Source organism: Terrabacter koreensis (assembly GCF_054783315.1).
The window spans coordinates 16,616-31,279 of the sequence record NZ_BAAGQU010000011.1 but is presented as its reverse complement, the minus strand read 5'-3'; the positions used below and the strand labels follow the sequence as shown (position 1 = coordinate 31,279).

At 71.1% G+C, this 14,664-nt stretch carries 10 protein-coding genes; 5 read left to right on the top strand and 5 right to left on the bottom strand.

Annotated elements, in window-relative coordinates:
* Positions 1-20: 20 nt before the first annotated feature.
* The 3 genes from ACYVNR_RS17885 to ACYVNR_RS17875 all read right to left on the bottom strand — a co-directional run bounded on the left by ACYVNR_RS17885 (position 21) and on the right by ACYVNR_RS17875 (position 4,589).
* On the bottom strand, positions 21-1,802 hold the full coding sequence (locus tag ACYVNR_RS17885; protein WP_461049859.1) for an ABC transporter substrate-binding protein: 1,782 nt from the start codon (positions 1,800-1,802) through the stop codon (positions 21-23).
* A 70-nt stretch (positions 1,803-1,872) separates the two neighbouring features.
* On the bottom strand, positions 1,873-2,904 hold the full coding sequence (locus ACYVNR_RS17880) for an ABC transporter permease (RefSeq protein WP_045192242.1): 1,032 nt from the start codon (positions 2,902-2,904) through the stop codon (positions 1,873-1,875).
* Positions 2,905-3,188: 284 nt separating this feature from the next.
* The gene (locus ACYVNR_RS17875; protein WP_461049857.1) at positions 3,189-4,589 is read right to left on the bottom strand and encodes a replication-associated recombination protein A; all 1,401 of its coding nucleotides are present in this window, start codon (positions 4,587-4,589) and stop codon (positions 3,189-3,191) included.
* 20 nt (positions 4,590-4,609) lie between these two features.
* Here ACYVNR_RS17875 and ACYVNR_RS17870 point away from each other — a divergent pair, with 20 nt between their 5' ends.
* The 3 genes from ACYVNR_RS17870 (at position 4,610) to ACYVNR_RS17860 (ending at position 8,378) form a co-directional block, all read left to right on the top strand.
* Entirely contained in the window at positions 4,610-6,811 is a 2,202-nt protein-coding gene (locus tag ACYVNR_RS17870) for an MMPL family transporter (protein ID WP_461049855.1), read from the top strand.
* Complete coding sequence (locus ACYVNR_RS17865; RefSeq protein WP_461049853.1) at positions 6,808-7,587, top strand: GNAT family N-acetyltransferase; 780 nt, start codon at positions 6,808-6,810, stop codon at positions 7,585-7,587. Before ACYVNR_RS17870 ends, ACYVNR_RS17865 begins: the two co-directional genes overlap by 4 nt.
* A gap of 104 nt (positions 7,588-7,691) precedes the next feature.
* Positions 7,692-8,378 carry a DUF427 domain-containing protein gene (locus tag ACYVNR_RS17860; protein WP_045192239.1) on the top strand — a complete coding sequence of 229 codons (687 nt, stop codon included), beginning with the start codon at positions 7,692-7,694 and terminating at the stop codon, positions 8,376-8,378.
* An 18-nt stretch (positions 8,379-8,396) separates the two neighbouring features.
* On the opposite strand, the gene aspS is transcribed toward ACYVNR_RS17860, so the two are convergent.
* Complete coding sequence (aspS, locus tag ACYVNR_RS17855; RefSeq protein ID WP_461049851.1) at positions 8,397-10,226, bottom strand: aspartate--tRNA ligase; 1,830 nt, start codon at positions 10,224-10,226, stop codon at positions 8,397-8,399.
* 127 nt (positions 10,227-10,353) lie between these two features.
* On the opposite strand from aspS, the gene ACYVNR_RS17850 reads away from it, so the two are divergent.
* Both ACYVNR_RS17850 and helR read left to right on the top strand, forming a co-directional pair.
* On the top strand, positions 10,354-11,463 hold the full coding sequence (locus ACYVNR_RS17850) for an acyltransferase family protein (protein ID WP_461049849.1): 1,110 nt from the start codon (positions 10,354-10,356) through the stop codon (positions 11,461-11,463).
* 84 nt (positions 11,464-11,547) lie between these two features.
* A complete protein-coding gene (gene helR / locus ACYVNR_RS17845; protein WP_461049847.1) occupies positions 11,548-13,698 on the top strand; it encodes an RNA polymerase recycling motor ATPase HelR in 2,151 nt (716 codons plus the stop codon).
* A 12-nt stretch (positions 13,699-13,710) separates the two neighbouring features.
* Here helR and ACYVNR_RS17840 read toward each other — a convergent pair whose 3' ends face one another.
* Positions 13,711-14,625 carry a LysR family transcriptional regulator gene (locus tag ACYVNR_RS17840; RefSeq protein WP_461049845.1) on the bottom strand — a complete coding sequence of 305 codons (915 nt, stop codon included), beginning with the start codon at positions 14,623-14,625 and terminating at the stop codon, positions 13,711-13,713.
* Positions 14,626-14,664: the final 39 nt, after the last annotated feature.

Here is a 14,664-nt window from a genome sequence, read left to right as displayed (position 1 = left end):
GGGGGCGGCGTCACTGCCTCTTACTGGTCGATCCAGATCGAGGTGATCTCGGGCATGCCCTTGTTGGGGTTGTTGCGGACGTTCTTGACCTTCGTGCCGAAGACCTGGTTGCCCTTGTCGTAGTAGTCCGGGATGGCGAGGAGGTAGTTCTCCGTGAGCCACTTGTCCATCTTGGCCCACTCCGGCCCCTGCTCCGTGATGGAGAGCTGCTGGATGCGCTTGATCTCGGCGTCGATCTTGGCGTCCGAGAAGTTGCCGAACGTCGTGCCACCCTGCGAGAGGGCGATGGTGCCGACGGTGGGCGGGATGATCGAGTCGGCGGACGGCCAGTCGAAGCACCAGCCGCGCGGGCTCTGGAGCATGTTGTACTTGCCCTTGGGCTTGCCGATGAGCTTGCGGCGCTCGGCGTTCGGCACACCGAGGTCGGTGACCTTGAAGCCGGCAGCCTGCAGCTTCTGCTTGCGGACCTGGTTCGCCTTCTGGGCGGTGTCGTCGTCGTTCGTGTAGTAGTAGATGAGCTCGAAGGGCTTGTCGGGGCCGTAGCCGGCCGCGGCGAGCATCTCCTTGGCCTTGGCGGGGTCGCCGTCGCCCTGGCCGTTCATCTTGAAGCCGGGGGCAGCCTCGGCCTCGTACTTCTGGAAGCCGGCGATCTGCGGCGGGATCATCGTGCTCGCCGGGGAGAACGAGTGCGTCGAGTCACCGGACGCCTTGTGCATGGAGTCGAACGGGTAGGCGACGGCGATCGCCTTGCGGACGGGAAGCGGGATCTTCGTCGCGTCCATGTTGACCATGATCACGCAGGAGGAGGGACCCTCGGAGTACTGGGCCTTCTTCTCGCCCTCGATCTGCGAGATGAGCGAGGAGTCGATCGGCTCCCAGTTGAGCGTCGTGGCGTCGTCGCCGTTGGAGGCGAGGATGGCCGTCTGCGTCTTGACCGTGTCGACACCGAACTTGAAGTGGTAGCCGTCCGGGTAGTTGTGACGGGCCGGGTCGGTGTTGGGGTCCCAGTTGGGGTTGCGCTTGAGCGTGAGCTCCGAGCCCGGGGTGTACTTGTCGAACATGTACGGGCCGGTCGCCAGCGGGTGCAGCTTGTAGTCGGCCTTCTTGTCCTTCGCCTCGGGGATCGGCGTGAACTGGTTGAAGGACACGAAGTAGGGAAGCGTCTCGAAGCGCTTCTCGAGGTGGAAGACGATCGTCTTGTCGTCGGTGGCCTCGACGCCCTTCCAGTTCTTGTCACCCTTGAACGGGCCCTGGTAGTCGGCACCGCCCTTGAAGAACTCGCGCTGGTACGTGGGGCCGTTCGCCGCGAGGTCGGGGTCGAACGAGCGCTTGGCGGCGTAGACGATGTCGGCGGCCTTGACCGGCGTGCCGTCCTCGTACTTGATGCCGTCCTTGAGGGTGAACGTCCACGTCAGGCCGTCCTCGGACGCCTTGCCCAGGTCGGTGGCGAGGTCGGGCACGAGGACGGTCTTGCCGTCGCGCTGCGTGAACGTGGTGAGCGCACGGTGCGACAGCGAGAAGATGACGGCGGAGTCCTGGTAGAACTCGTCGCTCGGGTCCATGGTGGCCGGGACACCGGAGTTGGAAACCGTGAGGATTCCGCCCTTCTTGGCACCGGGGATCTCCGGGGCCGGGCCCTTGGCGTCGGGCATGAGGCCGGCGGAGGCACCCTCGACGGCGCCGCCGTTGCCGGCGCCGTTGGTGCCACCGGCACCACCGTTGTTGGCGGCCGGCGCGCCGCAGGCTGCGACGAAGCCGAGGGAGGCCGCGGCCCCCACGGTCAGGACTTTGGTCCAGCGCATTGTTGTTTGCTCCCTTTGTGCGTGTCCCGGCGTTTTGCCGGGAACATCTGTGAACCGAACCCGCGTGGGGTTATCGGCGGCTGGTGGGGTCGAAGGCGTCGCGGATCGAGTCGCCGAGCAGGCTCAGCGAGAGCACGAGCAGCGAGAGGCCGATGACCGAGGGCCACAACCACAGCGGGTAGGTGGCGAAGAGCGTCTGGGCGTCGGCGATGGTGCGGCCCCAGGACGCGGTGGGCTCGACGAGGCCGACACCGAGGTAGCTCAGGGTGGCCTCGTAGGTGATGTAGGCGGGGACGGCGATCGAGGCCGAGACGATGATCGGGCCGACGAGGTTGGGCAGCACCTCGCGGAAGAGGATGCCGCGGGTCGGCACGCCGATGGCGCGCGCCGCCTGGACGAACTCGCGCTCGCGCAGGCTCTTTACCTCGCCTCGCACGAGGCGGGCCAGGCCCATCCACCCGAGGACGAAGAGCACGACGATGAGCACCCAGAAGCGCAGGTTGGACGTCTCCTCGGCGCTGAGGTTGCCGTCACCCTGGATGCTCTTCTGGAACAGGGGCACGACCGCCACGATGACGATGAGGATGGGCAGCGACAGGAAGAAGTCGATGACCCAGGAGATGACCTTGTCGACGACGCCGCCGAGGTAGCCGGCGAGCAGGCCGAGCGTCACGCCGATGATCGTCGAGACGGCCGCCGCGACGAAGCCGATGACGAGCGACGGGCGGGCTCCGTAGGCGAACCGGGCGAAGAGGTCGCGGCCGAGGCGGGGTTCGATGCCGAGCCAGTGGGCCGAGCTCGAGCCCTGCTCGGGCAGGCCGTTGAAGTCGACGAGCTCGGTGTGCACCGCGTCCACCGTGGCCTTGGTCTTCGTGATCGGGTCGGTGGCCTGGAGCGAGACGACGAGCGGGGCGAAGATCGCCAGGAGGATGAAGAAGACGATGACGACGAAGCAGATGATCGCGACCTTGTCCTGCTTCAGCCGCGACCACGCCACCTGGCCGGGAGAACGGCCGGTGCGCTTCTCCTGGGACTGCTGGGTGGTCGTCGAAGGCTTCTCATCGGATGCCTCTTTCAGCTCGGTCGCTGAGGGCTCCGGCATGGCGTTCAACGCGTTTTCTCCATCCTGGTGGGATCACATCTCGCCCGGGGTTGGTCGTCACCCGAGCCGTCCCCGAGGGAAGACCGGAGCTTCGCTGCTCCACCCCCGCCGGGACGACGTGAGCCTGCCACAGAGACTCCCGCGTCCGAACATCGGGACAGGCATGGATGACAAATCGTTACCGAACCCCGGAATGCGCCACACAATGTCCTTAGGGAACCGAGTGCACGCGAAAAGTACGCCTTGGTAGGCGTCCGACGCGGCAGGTCGCAGCGCGTCGGACGTCACTCGCTGCGCGTGCGTCCCAACCGTCCCGACAGCCACTCCCAGCGCGCCCGGAGCCGCTCCTCGAAGCCCCGGTCGGTCGGCCGGTAGTAGCTGACCGCGTCGTGGAGGTCGTCGGGCAGGTACTGCTGCTCGGCCACGCCGTCGGGCTCGTCGTGGGCGTAGACGTACCCCTTGCCGTGGCCGAGGCGCTCGGCCCCGGCGTACCCGCTCCCGCGCAGGTGGGCGGGCACAACGCCACCCCGCCCCGCGCGTACGTCGGCGATCGCCTCGTTGATGCCGATGTATGCCGCGTTGGACTTGGGCGCCATGGCGTTGTGCACCACCGCCTGGGCGAGGATGATACGCGCCTCGGGCATGCCGATCTGGGCCACGGCGTGCATGGCCGCCACAGCGGTCTGCAGGGCCGTGGGGTCACCCATGCCGACGTCCTCGCTCGCCGAGATGACGATGCGCCGGGCGATGAAGCGCGGGTCCTCCCCCGCCTCGAGCATCCGGGCCAGGTAGTGCAGGGCCGCATCGACGTCGCTGCCGCGCATCGACTTGATGAGCGCGCTCGCGACGTCGTAGTGCTGGTCACCGGCCCGGTCGTAACGCACCGCCGCCTGCGCCACGGCCTGCTCGACGTGGGCGAGGGTGATCTCGACGGGCTCGTCGGACAGGCGCCCGGCCGGCTGGGCGTCGACGGCCACACCGGCCGCAGCCTCGAGGGAGGTGAGGGCCCGTCGGGCGTCTCCCCCGGCGATGCGCACGAGGTGCTCGGTCGCGTCGGGTGCCAGCGTGTGGGCGCCGTCGAAGCCGCGCTCGTCGGTCAGCGCTGCCGCGAGCAGGTCGCCGACCTCCTCGTCCGACAGCGACTCGAGGGTGACGAGGACGGAGCGTGAGAGCAGCGGCGAGATGATGCTGAACGACGGGTTCTCGGTCGTCGCGGCGACGAGGATGACGGTGCGGTTCTCGACCCCGGGCAGCAGCGCGTCCTGCTGCGCCTTGGTGAAGCGGTGGATCTCGTCGAGGAAGAGCACGGTCTGGCGGCCGTAGAGGTCGCGCTCGCGCACCGCCCCCTCCATGACCGCCCGCACGTCCTTGACACCGGCCGTGACGGCCGACAGCTCGACGAAGCGTCGGTCGGCGACGGTCGCGACGAGGTGCGCCAGAGTGGTCTTGCCGGTGCCGGGCGGGCCCCAGAGGATCGCCGAGAGTGGGCCGGCCGCCCCACCGGACCCCTCGATGAGGCGCCGCAGCGGGCTTCCGGGGCGCAGCACCTTGCCCTGGCCGCGCACCTCGTCGAGGTTGCGCGGCCGCATCCGGACGGCGAGCGGCGCCACACCGGCCGACGCCGGCTGCTCACCGCGTTCGGCCGCGGACGCTGCTCCGAAGAGGTCCTCGGTGCTGTTCGACATCACTGTGGAAGGCTATCCGCGTGCTGAAACCGTCACCTGCCGGGCCGGTCCCGACCTCGCGACTGGCCCGCCTCGGAAGGCTGCTCGCCCGCCACCCGCGGTCGTGGGTCCTCGCCTGGGTCGTCGTCGCCGTCACGTGCTTCGCCGTGGCCGTCGGAGGGGTCACCGGCGAGAGCCTCTTCGAACGCCTCCACTCCGGCGCACCGACCGTCGACTCCGAGGCCTCGCGAGCCCAGGACGTCATCGCCGAGAGCAACCCGACGCTGCAGACCCTGACGATGCAGGTCTCGGGCGTCGACCTCGGGGATGCGAAGGCCGTCGCGCTCGGCACCGAGCGCACCCGCGCGGTCGCAGCCGTGCCCGGCGTCAAGAACGTCCGGTCGCCGCTGCTCGCGCCCGGAGGCCGCACCGACCCCTCCGTCGCGCCGCTGCTGCGGGCCGGCTCCCCCAGCGGCGCACCCGACGGTTTCGTCACCGTCGTGGACTTCCGGCCCGATCTCGACGAGCAGGCTCAGGACGCCGCCGAGGCCGCCACCGAGAAGGCGCTGCTCGCGGTGCCGGACGCGATGGGCGGCACCGGCCGGCTGGGCAGCTCCGACAAGGTCATCACCGCGATCACGAGCACGGTCGAGCGCGACCTGCTGCGCGGCGAAGGCATCGCGCTGCCGCTGACGTTCCTCGTCATGGTCTTCGTCTTCGGTGGTTTCATCGCGGCCGGGATGCCGATCATCGGGGCGGTCGTGGCGATCGGCGGCGGCCTCCTCTCGCTGTTCGGCTTCTCCCACGCGGTCGAGCTCGACGCGACGGTGGTCAACATCGTGACGCTCCTCGGACTCGGCCTCTCCATCGACTACGGGCTGCTCACCGTGAGCCGGTTCCGCGAGGAGCTCGCCCACCGTCAGCACGAGGTGCCGACACGTGAGGAGGTGGCGCACGCCACCGAGCGCACCGTGGCGACCGCGGGACGCACCGTGCTGTTCTCCGGCCTCACCGTGGCGATCGCCCTCGCCGGCCTGCTGACGTTCGAGGCGTCGATCATGCGCGCCATCGGGGTCGCCGGTGTCTCCATCGTCCTCGTCGCCATGGTCGTCGCGATCACGCTCGTGCCGGCGCTCTGCGTCATCGGCGCAAAACGCCTCTCCCGCAAGGCGGTCGAGCGGCCATCCGACGTCGGCCTCTTCTCCCGGCTGGCGCACGCGGTGCAGCGGCGGCCCGTCCTCGTCATCGCGGCGACCGTCATCGTCCTCGTGACGCTGGCGCTCCCCACCCTGTCGATGAAGCTCACCTCCTCGGGCACCGAGCTGCTGCCGAAGGGCGCCGACCAGCGTGTCTTCTTCGAGGACCTCGCACGCGACTACCCGGCCCTGACGGCACCCGAGGTGACGGTGGTCGCCGCATCGCCCGACCGCAACGCGGTCACGGCCTGGGCCGACGGGTTCCGCACCTCACCCGGTGTCGAGAGCGTCACCGTGCAGCCCCTCGGCGCCACGCACCAGCGCGTCGACCTGCGGGTGGCGGGTGGCCCGACCTCCGACCAGGCGCAGGACCTCGTCACCGCGGTGCGCGACAGCACCGCCCCGTTCGAGACGCTGACGACCGGACAGGCGGCCGGTCAGATCGACTTCCTCGACTCGATGTCGGCCCGCGCCCCGTACGCCGTCGGGCTGGTCGTGCTCGGCACGTTCGTGCTGCTGTTCCTGATGACCGGCTCGGTCGTGGTGCCACTCAAGGCCCTGCTGCTCAACCTCATCTCGCTCGGTGCCGCCCTGGGCGTGGTCGTGTGGATCTTCCAGGAGGGCCACCTGGAGGGGCTGCTCGGCTTCTCGTCCGTCGGGGCCGTCGAGTCCATGGTCCCCTTCCTCGTGCTCGCGTTCGGCTTCGGGCTGTCCATGGACTACGAGGTCTTCCTGCTCTCGCGCATCGTCGAGTTCCACCGGCACGGGGCCGTCAACGACCGCGCCGTGTCGCTCGGTCTGCAGCGCACGGGCCGGATCATCACTTCGGCGGCCCTGCTCATCGTCATCGTCTTCGCGGGCTTCGTCGCGGGTGACATCCTCATCATCAAGCAGATGGGCGTGGCCCTCGTCGCCGCGGTGGCCATCGACGCCACGCTCGTGCGGATGCTCCTGGTGCCGGCCACGATGACGCTGCTCGGGCGCTGGAACTGGTGGGCGCCGGCGCCGCTGCGACGCGTGCACGACCGGTTCGGGATCACGGAGTGACGGCGGTCGTCACCGGGCACGGTCTCACCGAGCTGCTGCGCCGCACCGGCGACCATCCCTTCGTCCGCTGGGAGGTCACCGAGGAGCTCGCCGACACCTGGTGGAGCGTGCCGGGCGCCGTCGCCTTCCAGCGCACCCGCAAGGCGGTCCGTCGCACCGTGAACGTGCTGGGGGACGACGGGGGCGTCGCTGCCTTGATCGACGCCCTCCCACAGATCGCCGACGAGGTCGACCCGACACGAAAAGCCTTCTCCGTCAGTGTTCCCCAGCATCTCGAGCTGCTCCTACGTCAACGCTACCGGGTGCTGGAGGGCGGCGACTGGGAGTGGTTCCACACCACGGCGGGCCCTCCGGCCGCCCCGGCGCATGACCTCGTGCGGCCCCTCGACGACGTCGGGCGGGCCGACGAGGTGCGCGCCTTCCTGGTGGCCCACTCCCCCACGGCCGACACCGCGCCGGGTGGCGGCGAGCGGTGGTTCGCGGTCGAGGAGCCGGGCGCGGCCGGGCGACCCGATCGTCTGGTGGCCGTGGCCGCCTGGGGCGCGACGCGCGGCGGGGCGCCACACCTCTCGTCGGTCGCCGTGGACGCGCAGCAGCGGGGGCGAGGGCTCGGCCGCACGATCGTCGGCGCGCTCACCCGAATGGCGGTCGCCGAGGCGGGCGTCTGCACGCTCGGCATGTACTCGCACAACGACGTCGCACGCCGGCTCTACCTCTCGCTCGGCTACGAGCGGGTCTGCGCCTGGGCGAGCCGCCCCGTGGTCGTGCGCCGCTGAGCCGTGGCCGGCCTCGCCGCCCTGGTCGGCCTGGTCGGCCCGGTCGGCCCGGTCGGCCCGGGTCGGCCTTGTCGGCGTCGTCGACCCGCGAGGATGCTGGGGCGATGACGATCGACCTGCGTGCCCAGCAGCTGGAGCAGCGCGCCCGGCTGCGCTACGCCTCCACCGCCAAGCGCCTGCGGGCCAGCCGCGACGGCGCCGCCCTCTGCGACACCACCGAGGCGCTGGTGGTGTGGCTCCCCCGCCACGTCGTCCCGCAGTACGCCGTGCCACGGGCCGCCCTGCCCGACAGCCTCCCCGACGGGGCTGTGGTCCTCGAGGGTGAAGGCGTCGAGGGGCACGTGCTGCTGCCCTTCGGCGACTTCGACTGGCTCGAGGAGGACGAACCGGTCGTCGGTCACCCGCACGACCCGTTCGCCCGCATCGACATCCTGCACAGCACCCGCGAGGTGAGGGTCGAGCTCGACGGCGTCGAGCTCGCGCACTCCCGTCGGCCCGTCGCGCTCTTCGAGACGGGCCTGCCGACGCGCTGGTACCTGCCCGCACACGACGTGCACACCGACCTCCTCGTGCCGAGCGACACGAGGACGACGTGCGCCTACAAGGGTCATGCCTCGTACCTGAGCGCGGAGGGCGACAACGGCCGCGACATCGCCTGGTGCTACCGCAGCCCGTTGCGCGAGGCCGAGCCGGTGCGCGACCTTCTTTGCTTCTGGGCCGAGCGGACCGTGACCACTGTCGACGGCGTGCGCGAGCACGGCTTCACCGGCCCGCGCCCCGCCGACGCGTGACGGGTTCCAGGGCCGGGCTCAGCTGCGGTTCGGGCTGACCTCGGGCGCCCCCTGCGGAGCCGGAGCGGTGGCTGCCGGCTTCGCGTCGACACCGGCCTCCTTGCGCTGGGCCGGGGTGATCGGCGCCGGCGCCGCAGTCAGCGGGTCGTAGCCGCCACCGGACTTCGGGAAGGCGATGACGTCGCGGATCGAGTCGGTGCGGGCCAGCAGCGAGACGATGCGGTCCCAGCCGAACGCGATGCCGCCGTGCGGCGGGGCGCCGAACTGGAAGGCCTCGAGGAGGAAGCCGAACTTCTCCTGGGCCTCCTCCTCGGAGATGCCCATCACCTTGAACACGCGCTCCTGCACGTCGCGGCGGTGGATACGGATGGAGCCGCCACCGATCTCGTTGCCGTTGCAGACCATGTCGTACGCGTAGGCGAGCGCCGAGCCGGGGTCGGTGTCGAAGGTGTCCTCGAACTCCTTCTTCGGCGAGGTGAAGGCGTGGTGCACCGCGGTCCAGGCGCTGTAGCCGAGGGCGACGTCCCCCGACGCGGTGGCGTCGGCGGCCGGCTCGAAGAGCGGAGCATCGAGCACCCAGAGGAAGCTCCACGCGTCCTCGTCGATGAGCTCGCACCGTCGGCCGATCTCGAGGCGTGCGGCACCGAGGAGCGCACGGCTCGCCTTCGTCGCGCCGGCCGCGAAGAAGATGCAGTCGCCGGGCTGGGCGCCGACGTGCGCCGCCAGACCCTCGCGCTCAGCGTCAGTGAGGTTCTTGGCGACGGGGCCACCCAGCTCGCCGTCCTCCTGGACGAGGACGTACGCGAGCCCGCGCGCGCCGCGCTGCTTGGCCCACTCCTGCCACGCGTCGAGCTGCTTGCGCGGCTGGCTCGCGCCGCCGGGCATGACGACGGCGCCGACGTACTCGGCCTGGAACACCCGGAAGGTCGTGTCCGTGAAGTAGTCGGTGCACTCGACGAGCTCGTTGCCGAAACGCAGGTCGGGCTTGTCGGAGCCGTAGCGGGCCATCGCCTCGGCGTAGGTCATCTGCAGGAAGGGCGTGGTGAGGTCGACACCGATGAGCGACCAGATCTCGCGGACGATCGCCTCGCCGAGCTCGATGACGTCGGCCTGCTCGACGAAGCTCATCTCGATGTCGAGCTGGGTGAACTCGGGCTGGCGGTCGGCGCGGAAGTCCTCGTCGCGGTAGCAGCGCGCGATCTGGTAGTAGCGCTCCATGCCGGCGACCATGAGCAGCTGCTTGAACAGCTGCGGGCTCTGCGGCAGGGCGTACCACGAGCCGGGCGCGAGGCGGGCCGGCACGAGGAAGTCGCGCGCACCCTCGGGCGTCGAGCGGGTGAGGGTGGGCGTCTCGATCTCGACGAAGTCACGTCCGCCCAGCACCTTGCGGGCAGCGGCGTTGACCTTGGACCGCAGTCGGATCGCCGAGCCGGCCGAGCTGGCGCCGGGGCGCCGCAGGTCGAGGTAGCGGTGCTTGAGGCGGGCCTCCTCGCCGACCGTCACGCGCTCGTCGATCTGGAACGGCAGCGGGGCCGCGGCGTTGAGCACCTCGAGCTCGCTGACGATGACCTCGATGTCGCCGGTCGGCAGGTCGGGGTTCGCGTTGCCCTCGGGACGCTCGCGCACCTCGCCGACCACCTTGACGCAGTACTCGTTGCGCACGTCGTGCGCGCCGCCCTGGGCGAGCACCTCGTCGCGGGCGACGACCTGGGCGACCCCCGAGGCGTCGCGCAGGTCGAGGAAGGCGACCCCGCCGTGGTCTCGACGCCGCGCCACCCAGCCGGTGAGGGTGACGGTCTGACCTGCGTGGTCGGCACGGAGCGTGCCGGCCTCGTGAGTGCGGAGCACGGAAAATCCTTCCGAGGACGGGTGGGCGCGACCCGTGGGGCCGCTGGGGTTCGGGTGGCCTCGCACGCGGTCGGCGTGCGGCACCGAGGTTTCATCCTAGACCGGGTGCGCCCCTAGCCTTGTCCGCGTGCAGCACACCCGCAGCCGCGACCTCGACGGCGTCCGAGGCCTCGCCATCCTCCTCGTCGTCGCCGCACACTCGGGCCTGCCCGTGCGCTGGGGCGGCCTGTCGGGGGTGACGCTCTTCTTCGTCCTCTCGGGCTACCTCATCACCAGCCTGCTCCTGCGCGAGTGGGACCGCTGGGGCTCGATCAGCCTGTGGCGCTTCTGGGGCCGGCGCGCCCTGCGCCTGCTGCCGGCGCTCCTCCTGCTGCTGCTGCTCGTGCCGCCACTGCTCCTCGCCACGGGCGACGGCCGCATCACCGACTACCCGGTCGCGGCGCTCGCGTCCCTGTTCTACGTCGGCAACTGGGTGCGCATCGCCGGCACCGACCTCGGGGTGCTCAACCACCTGTGGTCGCTCTCGGTCGAGGAGCAGTTCTACGTCGTCTGGCCCGCCGTCTTCATCGCCCTGATGACGTGGCTGCGCTCCCGCGCGCTCGCGGTCGTCCTCGCCCTGGCCGCGGTCGCGACGTTCTACTCGGTGTGGACGCAGGGCACCGAGGTCCGCCTCGACATCTCCACCGAGACGAACGCCTTCGCGCTGCTGCTCGGTGTGGCACTGGCGTTCGGGCTCGCGGCCGTCAGCCGCCACGGGTGGGAGCTGCCCCCTGCGGACCCCGTCGTGCCGTTCGTCGTCATGGTCGCGGTGTCGGCGTTCCCGGGCCACGGACTGGACGTCGACCACCCGCTCTTCCGACCGCTCGGGGCCGTGTACGCCTTCATCGGGGTCTGGCTCGTGCATGCCGCGGCAACGGGGCGTTCGCGGATCGTGGGATCCCGCGTCATGGTCTTCTTCGGCACCATCAGCTACGCGCTCTACCTGTGGCACCAGACGCTCATCAACAGCCGGCTGCTGGGCGAGCACTCGACGCCACGCAACCTGCTGCTTATCGCCGTGGCGATCGTGGTGTCGTGGCTGTCGTGGGTGCTGGTGGAGCGTCCCGTCGGCCGGCTGCGTGGCCGCCTGCGCCTCGACCGGCCCTCGGCCCGCCAGCAGGCGCATGCCGCGTCGCGCGACGCAGACGCCGTGGACAGGAAGAAGGAGGGACCACGGCCCTCCACTTCCAACGTATAGCGCACGGGGGGCCTTGCGGCAAGGCCCGGTTCGTGGTCCAGAATCACGGTCCACCTTTGGTCGCAACTCCGGAGCGGAGCACGCGTGACACCTCTGACCACCGACGCCTTCGACCTTCCCGCCCACCTCGCCCACAAGTCCGACCCCGTGCTCATCGCCCGCGACGAGGCGCACTTCGCCGCCATCGCCCGCAGCCTCGAGCAGACCGTCGCCGAACTGTCCGACCGGCTGGATGCGGTGCGCCGCGCACCCGCCGGACACGGCCAGACCGCGCTCGAGCGCGACCAGGAGGTGCACCGCCTCACGGCGCGCCTGCGTGCGCTGCGGCGCTACGGCATCGACCTCACCCTGGGCCGCATGGTGGCCCAGGACGACACGGACAGTGCGGAACCGGTCTATGTGGGCCGCTTCGGCCTCACCGACGAGGACGGCCGGCGGCTCCTCGTCGACTGGCGCTCCCCCGCCGCCGAGCCCTTCTTCGGCGCCACCCACGGCAACCCGATGGGGCTGGCCAACCGGCGCCGCTACCGGTGGACCCGGGGGCGTGTCAGCGACTACTGGGACGAGGTCTTCGTCGAGGACGGCATCGACCACCACGCAGCCCTCGACGACCAGTCGGCGTTCGTCGCGAGCCTCGGCGCCAACCGGTCCGCCCGGATGCGCGACGTGCTCGGCACCATCCACGCCGACCAGGACGCCATCGTGCGCGCCGGGTCCTGGGGGCCGCTCGTCGTGGACGGCGGTCCCGGCACGGGAAAGACCGTCGTCGCCCTGCACCGGACGGCATACCTGCTCTACGCCGACCCGCGTCTCGGGCACCGACGCGGCGGCGTGCTGTTCGTCGGACCCCACGAGCCATACCTCGCCTACGTCTCCGACGTGCTCCCGAGCCTCGGCGAGGAGGGCGTGCAGACCTGCACCCTGCGTGACCTCGTGCCCGAGGGCGCGACGGCCACCACCGAGACGGACCCGGAGGTCGCCCGGCTCAAGGCCTCGCTCGAGCTGGTGCGGGCCATCGACCCGGCCGTCCGGCTCTACGAGGAGCCACCCACCGAGCGCGTCGAGGTCTCGACGCCCTGGGACGACGTCGTGCTCGGACCCGACGACTGGGCCGCCGCGTTCGACGCACCCTCCCCCGGCACGCCGCACAACGAGGCGCGCGACGTGATCTGGGACGAGCTCGTGACGATCGTCGTCGACCGGCACGACGACGAGGAGGCGACTCCCGAGATGGTCCGGGCCTCGGTCGAGCGCGACCGAGGCCTCCGCACCGCCCTGGCCCGGGCGTGGCCCATGCTCGACGCCGCCGAGCTGGTGGGCGACCTGTGGACGGTCCCGGCGTACCTGCGTCGCTGCGCCCCGTCCCTCACGGTCGAGCAGGTGCGCGCCCTCCAGCGGGCCGAACCCACCGCGTGGACGGTGTCCGACCTGCCCCTGCTCGACGCCGCCCGCCAGCGGCTGGGCGACCCCGAGGTGTCTGCCCGCCGCCGCCGTCACGAGGCGGCCGTGGCGGCCGAGCGCGACGAGATGGCCAAGGTGGTCGAGCACCTCATCGCCAGCGACGACTCCGAGATGCACCTCATGTCGATGCTGCGCGGAGAGGACCTGCGGGGCGCCCTCGACGACGGCGACGGCGGCGGCGCCGACCCCGACCTGCTCGCGGGACCGTTCGCACACGTCGTCGTCGACGAGGCGCAGGAGCTCACCGACGCCGAGTGGCAGATGCTGCTCGCGCGCTGCCCCTCACGCAGCCTCACCATCGTCGGCGACCGCGCGCAGGCCCGGCACGGCTTCACCGAGTCGTGGGAGGAGCGGCTCGCGCGGGTCGGCCTCGACCGCGTCTCCATGCGCTCGCTCAGCATCAACTACCGCACGCCCGAGGAGGTCATGGCCGAGGCCGAGCCGGTCATCCGCGCGGCCCTGCCCGACGCGAACGTCCCGACCTCGATCCGCCGGAGCGGGGTGCCCGTCGTGCACGGGTCGCGGGCCGACCTCGAGACGGTCGTCGGGCGCTGGCTCGCCGAGCACGACGACGGCGTGGCCTGCGTCATCGGTGACCCGTCGTTCGCGCCACGCCCCCGGGTCCAGTCCCTCACGCCCGAGCTCTCGAAGGGTCTCGAGTTCGACCTCGTGGTGCTCGTCGCGCCGGAGTCGTTCGGCGTGGGGATCGAGGGCGCGGTCGACCACTACGTCGCGATGACCCGGGCCACCCAGCAGCTCGTCGTGCTCGAGTGACGACGCGGTCGGCTAGACAGGCGTCAGGTCCCGGGAGCCCTCTGCGGCAAGGGATTCCGTGACCGCGGCGAGGGCTGGGCTGGCTGTCATGGTGCGGCGCCAGACCAGGCTCACGGTTCGTTCCGAGACTGGGTCGACGATGGGCACCGCGACGACGCCGTCGGGCAGGGGGCCTCGGCCGAGCCGGGGCACCAGCGCGATGGCCTCGCCGCCGGCGACGAGGGCCACGTGGGTGGCGAACTCCAGGGCGACGTGGCCGATGCGCGGCGCACGACCCACGTCGAAGTACATCTTCTGGAGCCACTGGTGGCAGATCGAGCCGGGTGCGACGCTGGCCCACTGCTCGTCGAGCACGTCACCGACCCCGATGCTCGTCGCGCGGGCGAGACGGTGGCCGGCGGGGACCAGGACGTCGGCCCGGTCGCGCCCGAGGTGACGCACCTCGAGGTGGTCGGGGATCGCGAGCGGCAGGGGCTCCCAGTTGTGCACGAGCGCGAGGTCGTGCGACCCGGACGCCACGGCGTCGACGGCGTCCCACGGGTCGATCTCGTCGGGGCGCACCGTCACGCCGGGGGCCTGTTGGCGCAGCCGGGCCAAGGCGCCCACCACGATGCCCCGGTATGCCGTGGCGAACGTCGCGAGCCGCACCGTGCCCACCGCCTCCCCGCTGACGCCGTGCAACCGGGACTCGAGGCGTTCCATGTGCGAGAGCAGGTCGCGGGCCGACTCGGTCAAGGTGCGACCGGCTTCGGTGAGCAGCACCCCGCGACCCTGACGCTCGAGCAGCTGGACGCCGGTCTGGACCTCGAGCCGCTTGATCTGCTGTGAGACGGCACTGGGCGTGTAGTCGAGGGCGGCCGCGGCGGCCCCGACCGAGCCGTGCGTCTCGACGGCGACGAGCGAACGCAGGGCCACCGGATCGATCATGCAGCGATGCTACACAGTCGACGTCATGACAGTTTGATG